Source organism: Streptomyces sp. MI02-7b (genome assembly GCF_033793585.1).
GTDB lineage: Bacteria > Actinomycetota > Actinomycetes > Streptomycetales > Streptomycetaceae > Actinacidiphila.
Genome location: NZ_JARAWX010000015.1, coordinates 68394 through 89062, shown reverse-complemented (window position 1 = coordinate 89062; position 20669 = coordinate 68394). Strand labels below are relative to the sequence as shown.

Annotated in this window: 17 protein-coding genes; 12 read left to right on the top strand and 5 right to left on the bottom strand. The window is 71.1% G+C overall.

All coding sequences use genetic code 11. The features are described 5' to 3' along the window. Positions 1-141 precede the first annotated feature (141 nt). Positions 142-1326 carry a PP2C family protein-serine/threonine phosphatase gene (locus tag PV364_RS24235; RefSeq protein ID WP_319662354.1) on the top strand — a complete coding sequence of 395 codons (1185 nt, stop codon included), beginning with the start codon at positions 142-144 and terminating at the stop codon, positions 1324-1326. 50 nt (positions 1327-1376) lie between these two features. Here the strand turns inward: PV364_RS24235 and PV364_RS24230 are convergent, their stop codons facing one another. After that, the gene (locus PV364_RS24230) at positions 1377-2243 is read right to left on the bottom strand and encodes a SigB/SigF/SigG family RNA polymerase sigma factor (protein WP_415924600.1); all 867 of its coding nucleotides are present in this window, start codon (positions 2241-2243) and stop codon (positions 1377-1379) included. A gap of 391 nt (positions 2244-2634) precedes the next feature. Here PV364_RS24230 and PV364_RS24225 point away from each other — a divergent pair, with 391 nt between their 5' ends. Together PV364_RS24225 and PV364_RS24220 are read left to right on the top strand one after the other, a co-directional pair. Further along, positions 2635-3294 (top strand): HAD family hydrolase, encoded by a 660-nt coding sequence (locus PV364_RS24225; RefSeq protein WP_319662352.1) that lies wholly within the window; start codon positions 2635-2637, stop codon positions 3292-3294. Between the two features lie 218 nt (positions 3295-3512). After that, the gene (locus tag PV364_RS24220) at positions 3513-3716 is read left to right on the top strand and encodes a cold-shock protein (RefSeq protein ID WP_319133361.1); all 204 of its coding nucleotides are present in this window, start codon (positions 3513-3515) and stop codon (positions 3714-3716) included. 84 nt (positions 3717-3800) lie between these two features. Here PV364_RS24220 and PV364_RS24215 read toward each other — a convergent pair whose 3' ends face one another. Beyond that, the gene (locus tag PV364_RS24215; RefSeq protein WP_319662351.1) at positions 3801-4085 is read right to left on the bottom strand and encodes a hypothetical protein; all 285 of its coding nucleotides are present in this window, start codon (positions 4083-4085) and stop codon (positions 3801-3803) included. Between the two features lie 131 nt (positions 4086-4216). Between PV364_RS24215 and PV364_RS24210 the strand changes: the two genes are divergently transcribed. The 4 genes from PV364_RS24210 (at position 4217) to PV364_RS24195 (ending at position 10824) form a co-directional block, all read left to right on the top strand. After that, positions 4217-5503 (top strand): MFS transporter, encoded by a 1287-nt coding sequence (locus PV364_RS24210; RefSeq protein WP_319662350.1) that lies wholly within the window; start codon positions 4217-4219, stop codon positions 5501-5503. A gap of 66 nt (positions 5504-5569) precedes the next feature. Beyond that, positions 5570-6808 (top strand): ATP-grasp domain-containing protein, encoded by a 1239-nt coding sequence (locus PV364_RS24205; RefSeq protein ID WP_319662348.1) that lies wholly within the window; start codon positions 5570-5572, stop codon positions 6806-6808. Between the two features lie 120 nt (positions 6809-6928). Beyond that, a complete protein-coding gene (locus tag PV364_RS24200; RefSeq protein ID WP_319662347.1) occupies positions 6929-9970 on the top strand; it encodes a helix-turn-helix transcriptional regulator in 3042 nt (1013 codons plus the stop codon). Positions 9971-10419: 449 nt separating this feature from the next. Further along, positions 10420-10824 carry a hypothetical protein gene (locus PV364_RS24195; protein ID WP_319662346.1) on the top strand — a complete coding sequence of 135 codons (405 nt, stop codon included), beginning with the start codon at positions 10420-10422 and terminating at the stop codon, positions 10822-10824. Between the two features lie 30 nt (positions 10825-10854). Here the strand turns inward: PV364_RS24195 and PV364_RS24190 are convergent, their stop codons facing one another. Further along, positions 10855-12147, bottom strand: a complete 1293-nt coding sequence (locus PV364_RS24190; RefSeq protein ID WP_319662345.1) for a GAF domain-containing SpoIIE family protein phosphatase — start codon at positions 12145-12147, stop codon at positions 10855-10857. 379 nt (positions 12148-12526) lie between these two features. Next, positions 12527-13357 (bottom strand): PAQR family membrane homeostasis protein TrhA, encoded by an 831-nt coding sequence (trhA, locus tag PV364_RS24185; RefSeq protein ID WP_319662344.1) that lies wholly within the window; start codon positions 13355-13357, stop codon positions 12527-12529. A gap of 232 nt (positions 13358-13589) precedes the next feature. On the opposite strand from trhA, the gene PV364_RS24180 reads away from it, so the two are divergent. The 3 genes from PV364_RS24180 to PV364_RS24170 all read left to right on the top strand — a co-directional run bounded on the left by PV364_RS24180 (position 13590) and on the right by PV364_RS24170 (position 16803). Next, a complete protein-coding gene (locus PV364_RS24180; protein WP_319662343.1) occupies positions 13590-14780 on the top strand; it encodes a histone protein in 1191 nt (396 codons plus the stop codon). A 4-nt stretch (positions 14781-14784) separates the two neighbouring features. Beyond that, positions 14785-15864, top strand: a complete 1080-nt coding sequence (locus PV364_RS24175) for an SRPBCC family protein (RefSeq protein ID WP_319662342.1) — start codon at positions 14785-14787, stop codon at positions 15862-15864. Between the two features lie 372 nt (positions 15865-16236). Beyond that, on the top strand, positions 16237-16803 hold the full coding sequence (locus PV364_RS24170) for a DNA starvation/stationary phase protection protein (protein WP_319662341.1): 567 nt from the start codon (positions 16237-16239) through the stop codon (positions 16801-16803). Between the two features lie 124 nt (positions 16804-16927). Here the strand turns inward: PV364_RS24170 and PV364_RS24165 are convergent, their stop codons facing one another. After that, entirely contained in the window at positions 16928-17659 is a 732-nt protein-coding gene (locus PV364_RS24165; RefSeq protein WP_319662340.1) for a class I SAM-dependent methyltransferase, read from the bottom strand. A 183-nt stretch (positions 17660-17842) separates the two neighbouring features. Between PV364_RS24165 and PV364_RS24160 the strand changes: the two genes are divergently transcribed. Both PV364_RS24160 and PV364_RS24155 read left to right on the top strand, forming a co-directional pair. Continuing rightward, positions 17843-19060 carry a lycopene cyclase family protein gene (locus PV364_RS24160; RefSeq protein WP_319662339.1) on the top strand — a complete coding sequence of 406 codons (1218 nt, stop codon included), beginning with the start codon at positions 17843-17845 and terminating at the stop codon, positions 19058-19060. Beyond that, positions 19051-20619, top strand: coding sequence for an FAD-dependent oxidoreductase (locus PV364_RS24155; protein WP_319662338.1), 1569 nt, complete (start codon positions 19051-19053; stop codon positions 20617-20619). The genes PV364_RS24160 and PV364_RS24155 overlap by 10 nt, the downstream gene beginning before the upstream one ends. The last annotated feature ends 50 nt before the right edge of the window (positions 20620-20669 follow it).

The window sequence follows — 20669 nt, the reverse complement described above, 5'->3', positions numbered from 1 at the left end:
CGCCGGGTCTTCGTGTCGGCGTGCACGCGGATGCCGTGCCAGCATGGGCCGTAGGCGGTGGACCGAGCGAGGAAAGTCGGGTCGGGCAGCCGAAGGCCCTGGCGGCGAGGGGGCCGGGTGCGCCGACAGCAGGGAGACGTTGTGGCCCACGAGCAGCTTCGACTGAGCGAGGTTCTCGCGGCGGCCGAGGCGGCCGCGCCCGCCGAGTCCGTCGAGGTCATCGCCCGCAACCTGCGCGACCGGTTCGGGGCGCGGTCCGTGTCGTTCCTCGTCGCCGACGTCATCGGCCGGAGGGTGGTGCGGATCGGTGAGCGAGGCGTGTCGGGGCAGCGCCGTGACGTGGAGCAGATCCCGTTGTCCGGCACCTTGTACGAGCGGGCGCTGCGCGGCCAGCGGCTCGTGCAGGAGCCGGGCGACGGCGAGGGCCTGCGGGTCATCGTGCCGGTCACCAACCGCGGCGACGCGATCGGCCTGCTGGAACTGACGCTTCCGGAATCCACGCCGAACGTCCTGGAGGAGGTGGGCGAGGCCGCCCACGCGCTCGCGTTCCTCATCGTCATGGACCGGCGCTTCACCGATCTCTACCACTGGCTCGAGCGGACCACGTCCGTCAGCCTGGCCGCCGAGATCCAGCGGGCACTGCTGCCCTCGGCCGCGAGTTACGAAGGGGAGCAGTTCACGCTGGCCGGCGCGCTCGTGCCCGCGGACTCCATCGGCGGTGACACCTACGACTACGCGGTCGACCACGACACCTTGCATCTGTCCATCACGGACGCGATGGGGCACGACGTCGATTCCGCGGTGCTGGCCACCCTCACGGTCAACGCCTCGCGGGGCGCCCGCCGGGCCGGGTGCGATCTCGCCGAGCAGGCGCGTCGGATGCACCGCACGCTCCTCGACCACGGCCACAACGGTCTCGCCACCGGTCAACTCATCCGCATCGCCATGGACGGAGCCGGCGCCCAGGTGATCAACGCCGGACACCCGTGGCCGCTCCGGCTGCGCGACGGCGCGGTCCAGGAGGTCCGCCTCGACGTCCACCTGCCCTTCGGCGTCCCGTCGAGCGCGCCTTTCCGTGCTCAGCCTCTCGACCTGCGGGCCGGCGACCGGCTGGTCCTGTACACCGACGGCATGCAGGAACGCCGGGCCACAGTGGTGGACTTGGCGGCCGTGATCCGCGAGACCGCCGCCGAGCACCCGCGTGAAATGGTCCGTGCGGCCACCGCCGCCGTGTTCGAGGCGTGCCTCGGACAACTGCAGGACGACGCCACGATTCTCTGCCTGGACTGGCGGGGACCGCGCACGGATGCGCGCCGCGCGCGGTGACGCCGATCAGGGCCACCGGGGGCCGCTCTGCGCCGCGGACGTCCCGGCCGCTATTCGTCGAGGAGCAGGTCGCCACGCAGGCGGGTGAGGATGTGCGACAGCAGTCGGGACACGTGCATTTGGCTGAGGCCGAGGGCGAGGCCGATCTGTGACTGCGTCATCTCCTCACGGAATCGCATCCTCAGGAGCAGGTGGTCACGCTCGCCGAGCCGGGCGATGAGCGGTTTCAGGGCCGCTATGTCCTCGACGCCTTCCAGGGCGGGGTCGGTGCCCCCGTGCTGCTCCGCGTAGCTGCCGCCGGCCTCGTCGTCCCGGTCGAGGGGAACGTCCAGGGAGCTTGCGGTGTAGCCGTTGGACGCCACGATGCCCTGGCGGACCTCCTGCTCGCTGAGTCCCAGGTGCCGCGCCAGTTCCGCCGGTGTGGGGTCGGTGTCCAGGACCTGGGCCATCTCGTCCATGGCTTTGGCCAGAGTGATCCGCAGTTCCTGCAGTCGGCGGGGGACGTGAACGGCCCAGCTGGTGTCCCGGAAGTAGCGTTTGATCTCCCCCGCGATACAGGGGATGGCGAAGGTGGTGAACTCGACTTCGCGGCTCAGGTCGAAGCGGTCGATGGCCTTGATCAGGCCGACCGTGCCGACTTGGACGATGTCCTCCATCTCGTCACCGCGGCTGCGGAAACGGGTCGCCACGAAACGGACGAGTGAGAGGTTCAGTTCGATCAGTGTGTTCCTGATGTACTGGAACTCCGGCGTCCCCTCCTCGAGGACGCCGAGTCTGCCGAGAAACACCTTCGACAACTCCCGGGCGTCCCTGGCGGCCACCTTCGTGGGGTCCTCCAGTACGGGGAGGCGTGCCTCGTTGCCGACGGGGTCCCCGATGCCCGATCGCGCGCGTTCCTTGCTTTCCTCAGTGATCATCTTCACGTATCGCGCTCCTAGGACGTGCGCTTGGGCACCCCTGCCGCCTACCCGGCACATGGCGCACCACGCCGCGCCCGCCGCGGCCCCGACCGCTTTCGGTCACACAGGGACTCTGCCTTTTCAGGGAATTGGCCCGGCACCGGTACGCCGGGCTGGGAGGGGAGGACCATCGAAATCCTCCGTCAGGGGGCCGATCGGGTCGCCGATCGCCCGTGGCGGAGGCATTTCTGAGACCGGCTCCGCACGTGGACCGTGAAGGCGCGAGCAGTCGAGGAAGGAGTCGGGGGCGCTGCCGTCCGGCCGCGGGCCGGCGACAGACATTCCGGATTCGGCCTGAATTCGCGCGTGTGTACGCTTTTTTCGGCGTGCGGACCGTAGGCTGCCGGTCATGATTCGCGCCGTGGTGTTCGACGTGGGTGAGTGCCTCGTGGACGACACTCGCGCATATGAGTCGTGGGCCGACTGGTTCGGTGTTCCGCGTCACACCTTCCACGCGATGTTCGGCGTGCTCGTCGCACAGGGCCGCGATCACCGCGATGTCTTCCATCTGTTCCGGCCCGGAGCGGACCTTGACGAGGAACGCGAGAAACGCGCTGCCGCGGGGAAGCCGGAATCCTTCGGCGAGGAGGACCTCTACCCCGACGCCCGGCCCGCCCTGGCCGCCCTGCGGGGCGCCGGGCTCTGGCTCGGCATAGCGGGGAACCAGACCATTGGGGGCGAGCGGCACCTGCGGGGCCTGTTCGCCGGGGACGTGGACGCCATCGGCACCTCGGCCGGCTGGGGGGTCGGCAAGCCCGATCCCGAGTTCTTCGTCCGCATGGGCGAGGCCGTTCCGTTCCCGGCGGGAGAGACCCTGTACGTCGGTGACCGTCTGGACGAGGACGTCGTGCCGGCTGCCGCGGCGGGGATGCGGACGGCGTTGGTGCGCCGTGGCCCCTGGGCCCTGATGCAATGGAGGGAGCCGGAGGCCGGACTGCCCACGTTCCGCGTGGAGGGTCTCTCGGCGCTCCCGGAGGAAGTGGCGAGGTTCAATGCGCAGGTGCGCTGAACGCGGCCCCGCGGACGGGTGGGCCCACCACCCGGAGGCGACCCCCTCGCCGACAGGCACCTGGACAGACGACACGAACGCGACATCTGCGCCGACGTGGGGGTATTCGCTGGCCAAGGCATCGGATCATCGGGTATGCAAGGGGCGGCAGCCCGGCACCGGAGGTTTGCCGGCGCGCCGGTGGCGCGCCGCAGCAGCAGCATGTGAAGGACGAGCAAGTGGCATCTGGCGTTGTGAAGTGGTTCAACTCGGAAAAGGGCTTCGGCTTCATCGCTCAGGACGGGGGAGGGCCGGACGTGTTCGCCCACTACTCCAACATCTCCGGCAACGGCTACCGCGAGCTGGTGGAGGGTGAGCACGTCACCTTCGACGTGACGCAGGGACAGAAGGGCCCGCAGGCGGAGAACATCGTCCGCGGCTGATCTCCGGCCCACCGCTCCCAGCGGGGGCCGTCTCGCGCGGGGTCGCTCTCTTCGTGGAGGGCGACCCCGTTGCGCTTCACGGAGTCAGCTCGCGGATGACCACCGAGCGGCGTCGTCGTGCACGGTGGCCGCGGACTTCGTACGCCAGGGAGCGAGGTCGTCGCGGCTCCGCCGAAGCATGACGGCGCGGCTGACCTTGATCAGCCGGAAGACGACGAGGCCGGACAGCGAGCGGGGGTCGGCGTCGCTGCTCTCTCCCAGTGCGCCCAGCAGGCCCTGTCCGGTGTTGTCCACCAGGACGTCGAAGCCGCGGGACGCACCAGTGATGTACCAGGTGGGGCGGCCTCCGCCGGCCGGGCGTGTCCGCACCCAGGAGGCGGCCTCAGGTACGTGTCGCCCCAGGACGGGGCTTTCTCCCGATGAAGTGACCCGGGCCCGTGGCCCACGCTCGGTGTGACCGGAAAAGCCGGTCGGTGAGCAGCGGCGGGACGGAGTCGATTGTGCGGTGGACGGGCGGGGCCGTGTTCGGGGGACTGCCCCGGGGCTTCTGGTGGCTGTGGTCGAGCACGCTCGTGAACCGGCTGGGTACCTTCGTCTATCCGTTCCTGACCCTCTACCTCACGCTCGACCGGGGGTTCTCCGCGACCGCGGCGGGACTGGTGGTCTCGTGCTTCGGCCTCGGCTCGGTCGCGGGCTCGCTCGTCGGCGGCGAGCTGAGCGACCGGCTCGGCCGGCGGGCCACCATGGCCGGGTCCTACGTCGTGACCGCGGCCGTCACGGCCGCGCTGGCCGTGACCCCGCAGGTTGCCGCCATGGCCGTGCTGACGTTTCTCTTCGGCGCCGGCAGCTCCGCGCCGCGCCCGGCGCTCTCGGCCATGATCGCGGACCTCGTGGGCCCGGAGGACCGGCAGCGTGCCTTCTCGCTGAATTACTGGGCGGTGAACATCGGCTTCGGCCTGTCCTCGGTCATGGCCGGATTCCTTGTGCGGGCCGACTTCGTGTGGATCTTCGTCGGCGACGCGGCGACGACGCTGGTCTGCGGACTCATGGCCTGGTTGCTGCTGCCGGAGACGCGTCCGGCGGCGAACGACGCGGTCCCGGCGCCGACGGCCGGGCCGGCTGCCGCGCGCGGCCTGACCGTGGCCCTTCGCGACGGCCGGCTGCTCGCACTGACCGCCGTGTCCTTCGCGCTGTGGTTGCTGTTCCACCAGGGCGTGACCACCCTGCCGGTGGCCATGGAGGCCCAGGGGCTCAGCACACGCACGTACGGCCTGGTGATCGGCCTCAACGGCCTGGTGGTCGTGCTGCTGCAGATCCCGCTGTCGCGGGGGCTGCGCGGCCGGCGGCCCGGCCCGCTGCTCGCCGGGGCCGCCGTCCTGTTCGGGGCCGGGTTCGGCGTGACGGCCCTCGCCGGGAGCGCCGCAACGGTCTACGGGCTCGGCGTGGTGATCTGGACGGTCGGCGAGATGGTCTTCGCGCCCACGTCGGCGGCCGCGGTCGCCGACCTGTCGCCGTCGCATCTGAGAGGCCGCTACCAGGGCGTCTTCGGCTTCGGTACGGCGGCCGCGTCCTGTGTCGCGCCGATCGCCGGCGGCATCGTCCTCGACCGCGCCGGCGGCTCGGTGCTCTGGGCGGGCTGTGCGGCCGTCGGTCTCCTGGCGGCCTGCGCCTTCCTCGTGCTCAGGCTCGGGAGCGGTCCCGGGACCCCCGGGAACGGTCAGGCACGTCCGGAAGCGGACGCCGAGCGTCCACGGGCGGCGGGCCGGCGCGGCACCGCCCGCACCTGAGCCGGGCACGCGCGTCCGCGTCCGTGTGTCCTCACTGTCTTCGTTCCCACCCGCTGGAGGTTCCCCATGTCGGTCATCGCCGCCGTAGAAGCGCTCAACTTCGGTCTCGACCACCTGGCCGCCGCGGCCCGGCGCCGCGGTCACGAGCTGGTGCTCCTGACCGCCGACCGGTCCCGCTATCTGCACGAGCTGGCGCAGGCCGAGCCGGGCACCGTCACGGTGGTCGACGTCGACACCGATGACGCCGGCCGCGTGCTGGCGGTGCTGCGCGCCATGCCCGCCGTGGCAGGGGTGCTGCGGATGGTGGACTCCGTCAGTGACCAGGCCGTACACGTCGCACGTGAACTCGGGCTGCCGCACGCGGACCCCGCCGCCGTGGCGCTGCTGCGCGACAAGGGCGGATTCCGCGACCATCTGCGCCGCCACGGCCTGTCCCGGGCGCGCAGCCACGTCTTCGACCCCGCCACGGCGACGACGGACGACCTGGTCCCGTTCCTGGACTTCCCGTGCGTCGTGAAGGACGTGGCGGGGGCAGGCAGCCGCAATGTGTGGCTGGTCCGGGACAAGGACGAGCTCACCGGCGTACTGGAGGCGGCCCGGATGTCCACGTCCCTGGGCGGTCGGGACCTGATCGCCGAGACCTACCTGATCGGCCCGATGTACAGCGCGGAGACGCTGACCTGGGACGGGCAGACGCGCGTGCTCGGTGTCTGCAGTCGCACGCTGTCGCCCGAGCCCCACTTCCGCGAGGAGTCGGCCTCCTTCCCCGTCGCGCTGCCGGACCACCTGGAGGCGGAGATCCGGGAGCACGTGTCGCGGACCCTGGCGTCGGTCGGCTACCGGCACGGATTCACCCACACGGAGTTCATCAGGACCGCCGACGGAGTGGAGATCGTGGAGGTGAACCCCCGTCTCGGCGGCGTCGTGATCGGGGAACTCATGCGCCGTGCCGCCGGGTTGGACGTCCACCAGGCGCTGGTGGAGATGGCGCTCGGGGAGCGCCCCGCCCTGATGGACCTGGTCCCGCCGCCGCCCACCGGCGCGGCGGGCGTGGCCCTGTACGCTCCCGAGCCCGGTGTCGTCGCGTCCGTCGAGGGGGCCGCGGCCCTGGCGAGTCACCCCGGGAGTCCCCAGCTGTACGCCGTCCAGGACCGTGGGGCGCGGATCGCGACGACCGGCGACCAGCGCGGTCTGGTCTCCATCGTCCTGGCCGAGGGGGAGACGGCGGAACTGGCCCTGCACCACGCGTGGTCGGCGGCGGGCAAGATCCGGGTGCGGATGGAGACCGCGGGAGGTACCCCCTGACGAACGGCGGCGAACCGGCTGGGAGCGGACTGCGCGGGGCGGAAGGGAACCGTCCGCTGTCACCGTGGGTCACCGGGGTCGCCCGCGTCCCGTGCGATGATCGCTTGTGTGAAGGATGTCATGGTCAGCCCCGCTTTCATCGGTCGTGACGAGGAGATGGCCACGCTCACGCGGGCTCTCGCCGACGCGGCCGCGGGCGAGCCGCGCATGGTGCTCGTCGGTGGTGAGGCCGGGGTGGGGAAGTCACGCCTGGTGGACGAGCTGGGGGAGACGGCCCGGGGCCGGGGAGCCCTCGTCGCGGTGGGCGGCTGCATGGAGATGGACGCGGAAGAGGTGCCGTTCGCCGCGCCTCTGGCCGCGTTGCGGTCCGCGCTGCGTCAGGCGTCCGGGGGACCCGTCGACGAAGGCGGTGCGTTCCCGCTGGCCGGCGTGCCCGCCGAACTGTCCGGGATCATGCCCGAACTGGGGGCAGGGGTGGCGCGTGGGCACGAGGGCGGTGCCCCGCCGCGGGCGCCGAACGGTGCGGTCCGGTTGTTCGAGCTCGCGCTCGGCCTGCTGGAGCGGTTGTCGGCGGAACGGGTCCTGGTCCTGGTCCTGGAGGACCTGCAGTGGGCGGACGCCTCGACCCGGCAACTGCTGCTGTACCTGTTCCGGTCGTTGCGGTCCGGCCGGGTGCTGATCGTCGGAACCTACCGCTCCGACGACGTGCACCGCCGCCATCCGCTGCGTCCGTTCCTCGCCGAGGCCGCTCGGCTGCGCCATCTGATCCGCGTCGACCTGCCGGCTTTCACGCGGAGCGAGGTGAGCGCACTGGTGGCGGCGCTTCAGGGCGCGCCGGCGGATCCGCCCGTGGTGGACCGGATCTTCGAGCGGTCGGACGGCAACGCCTTCTTCGTGGAGGAGCTGGTGCATGCCGCGCAGACGGGTCCGGGCTCCCGGCTGAGCGAGTCCCTGCGGGATCTGCTGCTCGACCGGGTCCACGCGCTGCCGGACGCGGCGCAGGAGGTCGTGCGGATCGCCGCGGTCGGCGGCGGTGCCGTGCCGCACGCGCTGCTGGCTGCCGTCGCCGGACTGCGGGAGGAGGAGCTGATCGAGGTGGTGCGGGTGGCTGTCGACGCCCAGCTCTTCCGGCCCACGGCGTACGGCTACCGGTTCCGCCATGCCCTGGTCGGCGAAGCGGTGACCGACGAAGTGCTGCCGGGCGAACGCGTCCGCTGGAGTCGCCGCTGCGCCGAGACGCTGGAGGCCGACCCCTCACTGGTGCCGCCGGAGGAGTACAACGCCCGCCTCGCGGGCAGCTGGGCCGGCGCGCACGAGCCGGCGAGGGCGTTCACGCATTACGTGGCGGCGGCCGGTGAGGCCAGGGGGCGCTACGCCTTCGCGGAGCAACTGCGTCTGCTCACCCGGGCGATGGAGCTGTGGCAGAAGGTTCCGCCGGAGGCCCGGGACACCCTGCGGATCCCCGGAACCCCGTTCGCGCAGAATCCCGCGGTCGCGGCCGGGGCGGCCGGCTTCGTCTACGCCGATCTGCTGGCCGAGGCGGCGGTGGCCGCGCGGCTCGGTGGCGACCGGGAGCGGGCGATGGCCATCTGCAAGGAGGCGGGCGTCCTCACCGGCACCCAGGTCGATCCGCTGCGCCGTGCCTGGTTCTGGGCCGAACGGGCGCAGCTCGTGCAGGACCTCGGGCTCGGCGACGGCAAGAGCGAACTCGACCGTGCCCAGGACCTGGTGCGGGATCTGCCGCCGTCCGCCGTGCACGCCGACATCCTGGGCAGGATCGCCGCGTGGGGTGCGCGGCACCAGCCGGGCCCGGACAGCATGCAGGCCGCGGAACGGGCGGTCGGCTACGCCCGGGAGGTCGGCGACGCGTACGGCGAACTGGACGCCCGGGTCACGCGCGCCTGGCTGCTCACCGGCACCGAGCGGTTCGAGGAGAGCGTCACCGAACTGCGGCACGTGCTGCGCCGGGCGCAGGAACTCGGCGATGCCGCGGTGATCGGCCGCGCCTGCATCATGCTGCCGTCCGTGCTGGAGGGGCTGGGGCGGTCCGTCGAGGCGCTGGCCGCGGGGGACGAGAGCGCTCGGCTCTGCCGCAGCCTGTGCCTGGCCAACGTCGAGGCATGGGTGCATGCCAACCGTGCGCTGTCGCTGTTCGCACTGGGACGCTGGCCGGAGATGGCGGCCGCGACGGACGAGGCGGCGCGGCTGGCCCGGTCCCGCAAGGCCCGCGGACTGGTCGCGGCGCTGCGGGCCGAGTGGGGGTCCGTGGCGGGCGACTTGGGGGAGGCGACGCGGCAACTGGGGGCTGCGCGGGAGCTGTTCGGCACGCAGGACCGGCAGCCTCAGCTGGTGATCGGACTGGCCACCGTGGCCGTCCGTATCGCCGCCCGGGAGGGCCGCCTGGCCGACGTCCGGCGGGAGCTGTTCACCGTACTGTCCGCCGGTCTGCCGCCCGCCACCGAGCGGTACTCCCTGCGGCTGCTGTACGTCGCGGCAGCGGCCGAGGCGGACGCCTGGACGCCGGGCGTGGATGCCGAACGCGACCGGGTCCTGGCGGCCGTCCGCGCGGAGACGGACGCGCTTCCCCCGCGGGTGCCGGTGTGGCGGGCTCATCGGCTCATGATCGAGGCGGAACTCGCCCGGGCCGCGGGACATGCGGGCCCGGAGGCCTGGGCACGGGCCGTGGACGCGCTGACCGGTCTGGAGCGTCCGTACGAACTGGCCGTGGCCCGCAGCCGGTGGGCCGCCCGCGCGCTGGCCGTCCGCACCCCCCGTTCGAACGTCGTCCCGGTATTGGACCAGGCGTGGGAGAGCGCCCGGTCCCTGGGCGCCCGGCATCTGCGGAGCGACATCGAGGCCCTGGCCGGACGCGCCGGAATCACGCTGCGGCGCGGCGACGGGCCGGCGGAGGCCGCCGGTCCCGCCGCCGCACCCGGCACCGGTGCCGTACCGGCCACGGGTCTGGAAGGACTCACGGCACGGGAGCAGGAGGTGCTGCGACTGGTCGCCCGCGGCTACAGCAACGGCCGCATCGCGGAGACCTTGTTCATCTCGGCGAAGACGGTGAGCACGCACGTGTCGAACATCCTCGCCAAGCTCGGCGTCACCAGCCGCACCGAGGCCGCCGCCCTCGCCCACCGCGTCGGGTTCGTCGACCCGTAGGGAGGCCGGGCGGGGGACCGCTGTGACCCGCCTCGGGGCCTCATCGGCAGTGCCTCTCGGAGCGTTGGCGGGGACACCGGTGGTGGTCGTCCCCGAGTCCTCAACCGGTTGGCGCTGCCGGGACGTTGCCATGCGGGAGTGGGCGGACCGGTGAAGCGGGGTAGCGATACGCCGGCCCGGTTGCGCGGGCCGCACGCTGCCGCTGCGGGTGCGACGCGCCGCCCCGGGGTGGCCCCGGCGGCGGCGTCCGGGCCGTCGTGCCTGCGGTCCCCTGTCCCGCGTTGCCGGGCTGTGCCGTGGCAGTGATCCGGGTCCCTGGGCACGGTGCGACGAGGTTGGGCGGTGCGGCGTCCCTCGCGCCGATCGAGCCCCGTCCGGTTGAGTGCCGAATAGTGGGCATGCGTGTAAAGAGGGCAAATGACGCCAAGGGGGATGGAAAGGGCACTGTCATGACGAAAAAGCGCAGCTCGGTTCCGCCTGGCAAGGCCACGAGCCGGTTCGAAGGCGATGACCAGCACGGATGGTCTCCGGATGTGGACGCGACACATCAAGAGGAGAACCCGAGTGCACATCGTTCGTTCCATCCCGACACCTACGCGCCGGGTGGCAAGAACCGCGAACCGAGTCAGCAGGACATAGAGGACTCGCTGGAGGGCACGCCGGTGGAAGGCGTTTCCCGCAGCGGTGAGGAGCGGTCCGGGAAGTCCGGGAAGAAGGGGATCCAGGACATGGGGCCGCGTGGCCGTTCCGGACGCCCCAGTGGCGGCAAGGACGTGTCCGAGTCCACCGCGGTGGACCCGCAGGAGCCGTCCGGCGGCCCTTCCTCACGTGGGACCAGAGAGAGGAATCCGTAGGCCCTGCCGTCGCCGCGAGCCGTATACCGGTCAGGGGCGAGGGGGGACGCGCAGGGCGAGGAGGGCGGTGTCGTCGCTGGCCCAGTCGCCGCTGTGCTCCGCGATGAGCTGCCCGAGGTGGGTGACGATGCCCTGGGCGTCCAGGTCGCCGCAGCCGGCGAGGGCGGCGGACAACGCGTCCTCGCCGAACAGTGCGCGGGCGCCGGAGGAAGCAGTGCGGCGGGCGCGGGCCTCGGTGGCGCCGTCCGTGTAGAGCAGCAGCGCGTCGCCGGGCGCGAGCCTGAAGGTGACGTCAGCGAGCCTCACGTCCGCGAGGACGCCGAGCAGGCTTCCGGATCGGCCGATGTCCCGGACGCGGCCGTCGGCGCGGCGGATCAGGGCCGGGGGGTGTCCCGCTCTGCACAGGCGGCCCGCGATGCCGGAGGACGTGCTGCGGAAGGTGGCGTAGACGGCGGTCAGGAACCGCTCCCCCTTGCGCTGCTCGATGAGGGCGCGGTTCAGGTTGCCGAGGACGGCGGCGGGAGACAGGTGCTGGGTCGCCTCGGCGCGCAAGGTGTAGCGGGCCAGGGCGGTGACCTTGGCCGCCTCGGTGCCCTTGCCGCACACGTCGCCCATCACGGTGCACCACCACGGGCCTTTGGCGTGGAACAGGTCGTAGAAGTCACCGACCACGGTGCTGCCACCGGCCGCCGGTAGGTAGGAGGCGGCGGCCTCCAGCCCCGGCACCTTCTGCAGGACGGGGGGCAGCAGGCTGTCCTGGAGGCTGCGGGCCAGGGTGCTGGAGGTCTCCAGGGCGTCCTCGACGGCTGTCAGAGAGGTGCGGAGGTTGATCTCGTTGCTGACCGCACGGGCGATCGTGGCAAGTGCTGCCAGTTCCTCGGGCTGCCATACGTGGGGATTCTCGTCGATCACGCACGTGCTGCCGAGCACCTCCCCGCCGGGGGCGAGGATCGGATGCCCCGCCCAGGCCCCGATCTTCATCCGGGCGATCGACGGATGGCCGCTGGTGCGGGGATCGGCGGCAGCGTCCTCGACCACGAAAGCGTCCCCGGCCAGGCCGACCAGGAAGGAGCAGAAGGATTCCCCGATCGGGCTCTGCCGTTCGACCGCCTCCTGGACGTCCACACCCACGCAGGACTTCCAGAACGACCGGTGCTCGTCGACCAGCGTGATGAAAGCCCGCCCGCAGCCGGTCACCGACGCCGCCAGTTGGGCCAGGTCCTCGAAGGCGTCCTCAGGGCCGGTGTCGAGCAGCCCGGTCGCCTCCACCGCCGTCAGCCGCCGACGGTCCGACAGGGCAGCCGGCAGACCGTCGGGGCGCAACCCGCCAGGGAACGCGATGCCCGTCTGCCGGCCTCTCCGAGTCCCCAATGCCGCCTCCGAGATCAGAGAGTTGAGAATGGTCACGGAATGCCACCGGAACATTCGCCGCAGGGCCACGTTAGTCAGCAGGGACACCAACATTCCAGGCGCGAAGAGGCATCGTCCGGAAGAGTCCACGGTTTCAAGGAGAGCCCGCGCCAAGGGATACGGATGCGAAATGCCGGCGCCGGGCAGCGGGGACGCCTCCGATTCCCCTCCGGCAGCACGTCGTATCTCGGGTGCTGCAGGGAGCCTCTCCGGCAGGCCCGGGCTGGCCGGACACCTTCCACGCTACGCTCCGTCCGCCCGACGACGCACCTTCGAGCGCTGGGACATGCGGTCATGAGCACATGACGGTCAGGGCGATCGCCGCATAGTGGGTCGTGAAGGCCGCCAGGGTGAAGGCGTGGAAGACCTCATGGAATCCGAACCAGCGCGGAGAGGGGTCGGGTCGTTTCATTCCGTACACCACGGCGCCCGCGGTGTAGAGAAGGCCGCCGGCCACGAGCAGGCTTGCCACCGCTACTCCTCCGACGTGCAGGAAGTCGGGGAGGAGGAAGGCGGCGGACCAGCCCAGCGCCAGATAGCAGGGGGTGTACAGCCATCGGGGAGCCTCAACCCACAGCACCCGGAACGCAACTCCGGCCAGGGCGCCGGTCCATACGAGCCCTAGCATGACGGTTCGCTTGTGCTGGGGGAGAAGAATCATGGCCAGGGGCGTGTACGTCCCGGCGATGATCATAAAAATGTTGGCATGGTCCAGCCTCCTCAGGACCGCCTCGCCGCGCCGACCCCACGTGCCGCGATGGTAGACAGCGCTGACACCGAACAGCAGCCACGCGGAAGCGGAGAAGACTCCACAGGCCAGTGCCGCCGCGGATGTGCGAGCCAGGCAGATCAGTGCAACGCCGGCGATCAGCGCCACGGGGAACATCCCCGCGTGCAACCAGCCGCGGAGCTTGGGTTTGAGCGGCTCCATCGCCTCGGCGACCGCTTCCACCACGTCGCCAACCTGGCTGGCCGCTCCTGCAATTCCGTAGGGGGCCGCCTCGGCCTGGTCGAAATCTCGGGGCCTTCCCTCAGTGATGCGGCCAGAAGCTTTGCCGGCAGGCCAGGCGCGTGCCGTGAAGTCCCGGTGCGGCTGATGCCGCTGGGCGTCATCTGCGCACATATGTCCATGGTGCGAAGTTTGTCCATGCTGCCACCGGACGCCCCGTGCCACTCTCTGCTCTCCGCATGCGCCAGCTGACGTCGACACCCAGACTGAAAGGAGAGGAGGGACCAGCGCGGCCGGTGCCGGCTACTCCGTATGGTCGCCTCCCTCCTGCGAGCGAGCCCTGACACTGCCGGGCGTCACTCACGAGCCGCAGTGCCGGCTCGGCAGCCCTTCGAAGGGAAATCTGATGGCTGATGTACCCAAGATCGCCCTCGCCGCTGCAGTTGCCGGGGGGTACGTCCTGGGCCGGACGAAGAAGGGACGTGTCGCCTTTGCGTTGGCGACCTACCTGGCCGGCCGTCGGGTGGGCCTGGAACCCCAGCAATTGGTGATGGAGGGGGTCAAGAAGCTGCGTGAACTTCCCCAGTTCGCCGACCTCAACGAGCAGCTGCGAGGTGAGCTGTTCGCCGCCGGGCGCAAGGCGGCGGGCACGCTGGCCGATCGCAAACTCGCTGATCTGGCCGAGTCCTTGCACAAGCGCACCGAGCGCATAGGCAGCAAGGCCGAGGAGGAAGAGCCGGAAGGCGAGGGCGTGGCAGACGAGGGGCCGGAGGAAGAAGAACCGGAGGGTGAAGAGGGGGAGGACGAGTACGAGCCGGAGGACGAAGAGGAAGAGGGCGAAGAGGAAGAGCCCGAGGACGAAGAGGAAGAGGACGAAGAGGAGGGTGAAGAGGGGGAGGACGAGTACGAGCCGGAGGACGAAGAGGAGGAGCCCGAAGAGGAGGAGGAAGAACCGGAGGGTGAAGAGGGGGAGGACGAGTACGAGCCGGAGGACGAAGAGGAAGAGGGCGAAGAGGAAGAGCCCGAGGACGAAGAGGAAGAAGACGAAGAGGAAGAGGGCGAAGAGGAAGAGCCCGAAGAAGAAGAGCCCGAGGAAGAACAGGAACCGGAAGCGGAAGAGGAGCCGGCGAAGCCTGCTCCTCGGCGTCGCGCGGCCGCCGGCAGGAAGTCGGACGAGGACCGCGAAGAGGGTTCCCCGCACGGACGCGACAGCGCGCGTCGTGAGAAGTCGTCCGCTGCTCGCAAGGCACCGGCCAAGAAGACGCCACCTGCGAAGAAGGCGGTGGCGAAGAAGGCCGCGTCGGCGAAGAAGGCCGCGCCCGCCAAGAAGGCCGCGTCGGCGAAGAAGGCTGCGCCCGCCAAGAAGGCCGCGTCGGCGAAGAAGGCCGCGCCCGCCAAGAAGGCCACGCCCGCCAAGAAGACGGTGGCGAAGAAGGCCGCGCCCGCCAAGAAGGCCGCGCCCGCCAGGAAGGGGGCGCCCGCGAAGAAGACACCTTCGGCGAGGAAATCCTCGGCACCCCCGAAGAAGGCCGCAGCCAAGAAAACGGCGGCCAAGAAGACAGCGGCGAAGAAGACGTCAACAGGGCGGCGGAGGTAGACCCATGGCCGACACGGCACGTGACACCAAAGGCGAGCAGGGCTCGGGACTCGACCAACTGCGGGGCGCGTTCAAGGACTTTGTCGGAGCCCAGGTGGGCAACCTGGCCGACAAGGCCGGTGACAAGCTGAGCGACATCACCAGCGGGTTGACAGGTGTCGCGGAGAACGGCGGCGTACTGCCCAAAGCTGGTCTGCGGATGCTGCAAGGGGATTCGCCGATCAAGGCTTTGATCGGCGAGAAGGCGAAGAGCGTCAAGGACAACGTGGTCGGCAAGGTCAAGGAGGCCTTCGGCGGAGGCGGCAAGGGTCGCGGTTCCGGTACCACCAAGGTGATGAACATCATCGAAGTACTGGACGTGGGCGTTCCGATACGCGATGCCTACGACTACTGGACCCAGTTCGAGAAGTTCAGCGGCTTCACCAAGGGCGTCCGGAGTGTCTCCAAGGGCAAGGAGGCCGACAGCGATTGGAAGGTGAAGGTCGGCCCCTCCACGCGCGGCTGGAAGGCCACGGTTCAGGAGCAGATCCCGGACGAACGCATCGTGTGGACCTCCGAGGGAGCCAAGGGCACCACGCGGGGCTGCGTCAGCTTCCATGAACTGACGCCCACGCTGACGCGCGTCGTCCTGGTCGTCGAGTACTACCCCTCCGGGTTCTTCGAGAAGACCGGGAACATCTGGCGCGCTCAGGGTCGGCGGCTCCGGTTGGACTTCAAGCACTTCCAGCGCTACGTCACGCTGACCGACGAGGAACCGGAGGGCTGGCGCGGCGAGATCCGCGAGGGTGAAGTGGTCCGCACCCATGAGGAGGCCTTGGAGGAAGAGGAACAGGCCGCTGAGGAAGAGGGTGAAGAGGACACCGCCGACGACGAATACGCGGATGAGGAAGGCGAAGAGGAGGAATCCCCAGAGGACGAGGAAGACGAATACGACGAGGACGAGGACGGAGAGGAGGAGTACGACGAGGACGAGGACGGAGAGGAGGAGTACGCCGAAGACGACGAGGAGGGGGGCGAGGATGAAGAGGCCGACGAGGACGACGAGGACGACGAGGACGACGAGGACGACGAGGGGAAACGGTGAACGCTGATCCCCGGTACGACGGCGCGCGCAACGCGTGCCGGGGGTACGGCAGAGCCACCGGGCACGGCAGCCAGGTGCGCGCGTCGTGCTGACCGATCCCGGCCTTGAGGGCAGTGGCGAACGGCGCCACCGTACGTAGGCGGGCCGTCGATGCGACCTGCGGGACCAGATCGGGCGATTTCAGGGGTTTTGATCCCTTCGTTGCGGTTAGCCGAACGGTAGCGACCGCTCGACACCCCGGGTACCGGCCCGCCAAGGCGGTGATCGGGACGCCGCCCGCGGAGCCGGCGATCGCGGGACGCGCCGGCAGGGACCGCCAATGGGCCGATGTCCCGGGCAGGCGCGAACCGATCCCCAACGGCAGGAGCCGAGATGAACACACCCGAGTACACCATCCCCTCCATGAGCGCGGACGAGGGAGCACAGACCATTGAGGTGCTGCGCATGCGCCTGCACGCTCTCAACGATCTGGCCCTGACCCTGAAGCACGTCCACTGGAACGTCGTGGGGCCGCACTTCATCGCGGTGCACGAGATGCTCGACCCGCAGGTGGACGCGGTCCGTGAGATGGTCGATCAGACCGCCGAGCGCATCTCGATCCTGGGCGGCTCGCCGGTCGGCACCCCCGGCGCGTTGGTCAGGGAGCGCAGCTGGCACGACTACGCCGTCGGTCGCGCCGAGAGCATGGCGCACCTGGGGGCGCTCGACATGGTCTACAGCGGTGTGATCGCCGACCACCGCAAGGCGGTGCGGGCCACCGACGAGCTGGACCCGGTCACTCAGGACATGCTCATCGGGCATCTTCGCCAGCTGGAGTTGTTCCAGTGGTTCGTGCGCGCGCACTTGGAGAACCCCGGCGGCATGCTGAGCGTGAGCCCCGGCGACAGCGAGCGGCAGGCCGCCCGCAAGGCCGCCGAACGGGCCATCCACCAGCCCTGAGACGCCGCTGCTCCGAGCCCGGACCCATGTTCCCCGGCCGTCGGCCGTCCCTTCGTCCGCGACCGGGAACGGAGGCCGGCACCCGCGGTCCGCCCGCGGTCCTCCGCCGGTCTGTCCGGCGTGGTCATTGGGGGGAATGCGTCCTGTCGACCGGCGCCCGTGCAACGAAGGTGTGCGCGATGCCGGTCTGCCAGCCGGGAAGCGGCAGGACGCGCACCTGGGTGAATCCCGCGCGTTCCATTCGCTCCGCGAAGCCGTCGGCGGTGTCGAAATCGAGAACGCTGCGCCACAGATGTTCGTAGAGGGGGCCGTCCCCGGTCCGGCGCGCGACCGGCATCAGCAGCGCGCGACACACCGCCGTCCACACCGCGCGATGCGCGGGTCGCCCGCTGAGCGCGTACTCGTGGACGGCGATGCGCCCGCCAGGGACCATCGCGTCACGGACGTGCGCAAGAACGCTGTCGGGGTCGAGCACGTTGCGGAAGAGGTAGGCGGCGAACACGGCGTCGAAACGACCGTCCGCTGCCACCTCGGCAAGCCGCTCCGCCGTCGAGTGGACGAACCTGACCCCGGAGGGCCATCGTTTGGCGGCCGCCGCTTCGAGCATGCCGGCCGAGGCGTCGACCGCGACGACCCGCGCACGTGGGGCGGCGCGGAGCAGGGCGGCAGTGGACGCGCCCGTGCCGCAGCCCAGATCGAGCAGCCGCATCCGCGCGGCTCCGGCGGGCAGTCGCAGGCGCCGGGCGGAACGCCGCAGATGGGCGTGGTAGCCCGGATTGGCGGCGACCATGCGGTCGTACAGGTCGGAGGCGTGGTCGAAAGCCGATGCGAGCTCGGCGTCGTGCATGAGTGACATCGACACACCTCCGCGAGACGGGAACGCTGCGGTCACCCGCTCATTGCACCGCCGCGGCCGGACGCCCGCGACCGGAAGTCCCGCCACGAGCAGCGTGTCCGGGGCGCCTTCCCCGCGCTTGGCCGCGGGAGCAGCGATGATCGCCACAACGGTCCGCTCACACCGCCGGCTCCCGGAGGATTCGTGCCCCAGGCCCCCATCGAAGGTGGTGCCGACGTCGTCATCGTCGGCGCCGGCGCCGCGGGGTTGTCGCTCGCGCGTCGGCTGACGGCGCCGCCGGCCCCGGAGGGAGGGCCCGCATCGGTCGTCGTGATCGAGCCGCCGGCCGGTTCCTCCCTGCGCTCCCCGGACCGGACCTGGTGCTTCTGGGAGAACGACCCGGGCGAGTACGACGCCCTGGTCGCCGCCCGCTGGCGCAGAATGCGGATCACAGCGCGGGACGGCCGTACGGCATCGGCTGCCTTCCCGCGCACCTACAAGATGATCCGTTCGACCGACTTCCTGCGCGAGGTCGGTGCCGAGCTCGCGCACCGATCCGGTGTACGGACCGTGGAGGCGACGGTGACCTGTGTCCGTGACGTACCCGGCGGCGCCGAGGTGACCGGGCGGGACTCCGGAGGACGCCCGGTACGGCTGAAAGGCCGCTGGGTCTACGACTCCCGCCCCCCACGCGACCTTCCGCCCGCGCGCACCACACTCCTGCAGCACTTCCGCGGATGGTTCGTCACCACACGCGACGACCGCTTCGAGCCCGGCGTCGCGGATCTGATGGACTTCCGCACCCGGCAGCCCGACCGCGGACTGTCCTTTGCCTACGTCCTGCCCTTCACCCCGCGCGAGGCGCTGGTCGAGTACACGGTGTTCTCCGCCGATCCGCTGCCGGAGGCCGCCTACGACGCGGCGTTGGACACATACGTCCGCACGGCGCGCCCGCTGGGCGCCCTGCTCGTCACCGGCGTCGAACAGGGGGTGATTCCCATGACGGACGGGGTCTTCGCACGCCGCGCCGGAGAACGTGTCTTCCGGATCGGCGTGGCCGGCGGCGCCACCCGCCCCTCGACGGGGTACGCCTTCGCCGCGATCCAGCGGCAGACGGCCGCGATCGCTGACGCGTGGCATGCCGGCCGGACCCCGCAGCCTCCGCAGCCGCACGCGGCGCGCCACCGGCTCATGGACGCCGTCATGCTGCGTGCCCTGGCAACCGGCGGGGCGGGCGGGGCGGCGTTCTTCGAGGGCTTGTTCGGCCGCAATCCCCCTGACCGGGTGCTTCGCTTCCTCGACGGCACCTCGACCCTGCGCGACGAATGGGCGATCGGCCTGAGCACCCCGGTGCCGGCCATGCTCCGCGCGCTGGCGGAACTCCCTGTGGCCCCACGGCGAAAGGGCAGAGCATGGTCCTGAATTCCTCGCACCGGCCGTCCCGTCCGGGCCGCGACGCCAAAGCCGTCCTGTGGCGGGCGACGAGCGGCTTTGAACGCGCCGCGGCTGCCGCGCCGAGCGCGGCCGTGGTCGGCGGGGGCATCGCCGGACTCGCGGCGGCCACCGGCCTCGCCGAGCGCGGCGTCCGGGTCGATCTGCTGGAGCGGGCGGAAACGCTGGGCGGCCGGGCCGCGGGATGGCCGACCACTCTGGCCGACGGCTCGACGGCGACGATGAGCCGCGGCTTTCACGCCTTCTTCCGTCAGTACTACAACCTGCGCGGACTGCTGCGCAGGGTCGACCCGGCCCTCGGCTCACTGCGGCCGCTGACCGACTACCCGCTGCGGCGAGCCGATGGCGCCGGCGACAGCTTCCGGAACGTTCCGCGGACGCCCCCGTGGAGCGTCCTGGGCTTCGTAGCGCTCAGCCCCAGCTTCAGTTGGTCGGGCCTGACGCGGATGAACCCGCGGGCCGCCCTCCCGCTGCTGGACGTACGGGTCCCCGACGTGTACGAGCGGCTCGACACGATCAGCGCGCAGAAGTTCCTGGACGACATCCGCTTTCCCGAGCAGGCCCGAGATCTGGCGTTCGAGGTGTTCTCCCGCAGCTTCTTCGCCGATCCGGGCGAACTGTCGGCCGCGGAACTGGTGCTGATGTTCCACATCTACTTCCTGGGATCCGCCGAGGGGCTGCTCTTCGACGTACCGGGAGAGCCCTATCCGCAGGCCCTGTGGGACCCACTCGCCGACCACCTGTCCGGGCTGGGCGCCACGGTGCGTACCGGCACCACGGTCCTCGCCGTGACGCCCTGCGCGGAGGGCTTCCGCTTGGCGCGCACCGTCCCGGGTTCGTCCGGGGGAGTCCAGGAGGACCGGTACGACGCCGTGGTCCTGGCCCTGGACAGCGCCGGTCTGCGATCCGTGGTCGGGGCATCCCCGGGACTGGGCGACGCGACCTGGCGGACGGGAATCGAACAACTCCGGCAGGCGCCCCCCTTCCTGGTCTCGCGCTACTGGCTGGACCGCCCCGTGCGCCGCGAACGCCCGGGCTTTCTCGGGACCAGCGGCTACGGGCCGGTCGACAACGTCAGCGTCCTGAGCCACTGGGAGGGAGAGGCGGCACGGTGGGCGCAGGCGACCGGCGGCTCCGTGGTCGAACTGCATGCGTATGCCGTCGACCCCGCCGCCGATCGGACCGGCGTCGAGGCCGCGGCGCTCCGTGAACTGTCGCGGATCTACCCCGAGTGCACCGGCGCGAGGGTGGTCGACGTACGCCACGAATGGCGCCAGGACTGTCCCCTGTTCGCCGTCGGCGGCTACCAGGACCGGCCCGCCGTGCGCACCGCCCATCCTCGTCTGGCCCTCGCCGGCGACCTGGTGCGCACCGCGTTGCCGGTGGCCTTGATGGAACGCGCCGCGACCACGGGCATCCAGGCGGCCAACGCACTCCTGTCCACCTGGGGAGTCCGGGGCCACCCCTTGTGGTCGGTTCCCCTGGGGGGCCGGAACGCGTTCCTGCGGGCCCTGGCTCGGTGGGGCTGAAGCGGCCGGGCGCCGGCGGCGTCACCGGTCCGCCGCCCGGGTGCGCGTCC

What these genes read in the sequence shown, in the direction of transcription:
- PV364_RS24195 (WP_319662346.1), top strand. Translation starts at nt 10,420, where the DNA reads ATGACGAAAAAGCGCAGCTCGGTTCCGCCTGGCAAGGCCACGAGCCGG.
- trhA (WP_319662344.1), bottom strand. Translation starts at nt 13,357, where the DNA reads ATGTGCGCAGATGACGCCCAGCGGCATCAGCCGCACCGGGACTTCACG.
- PV364_RS24180 (WP_319662343.1), top strand. Translation starts at nt 13,590, where the DNA reads ATGGCTGATGTACCCAAGATCGCCCTCGCCGCTGCAGTTGCCGGGGGG.
- PV364_RS24205 (WP_319662348.1), top strand. Translation starts at nt 5,570, where the DNA reads ATGTCGGTCATCGCCGCCGTAGAAGCGCTCAACTTCGGTCTCGACCAC.
- PV364_RS24155 (WP_319662338.1), top strand. Translation starts at nt 19,051, where the DNA reads ATGGTCCTGAATTCCTCGCACCGGCCGTCCCGTCCGGGCCGCGACGCC.
- PV364_RS24165 (WP_319662340.1), bottom strand. Translation starts at nt 17,659, where the DNA reads ATGTCACTCATGCACGACGCCGAGCTCGCATCGGCTTTCGACCACGCC.
- PV364_RS24175 (WP_319662342.1), top strand. Translation starts at nt 14,785, where the DNA reads ATGGCCGACACGGCACGTGACACCAAAGGCGAGCAGGGCTCGGGACTC.
- PV364_RS24225 (WP_319662352.1), top strand. Translation starts at nt 2,635, where the DNA reads ATGATTCGCGCCGTGGTGTTCGACGTGGGTGAGTGCCTCGTGGACGAC.
- PV364_RS24230 (WP_415924600.1), bottom strand. Translation starts at nt 2,243, where the DNA reads ATGATCACTGAGGAAAGCAAGGAACGCGCGCGATCGGGCATCGGGGAC.
- PV364_RS24200 (WP_319662347.1), top strand. Translation starts at nt 6,929, where the DNA reads ATGGTCAGCCCCGCTTTCATCGGTCGTGACGAGGAGATGGCCACGCTC.
- PV364_RS24170 (WP_319662341.1), top strand. Translation starts at nt 16,237, where the DNA reads ATGAACACACCCGAGTACACCATCCCCTCCATGAGCGCGGACGAGGGA.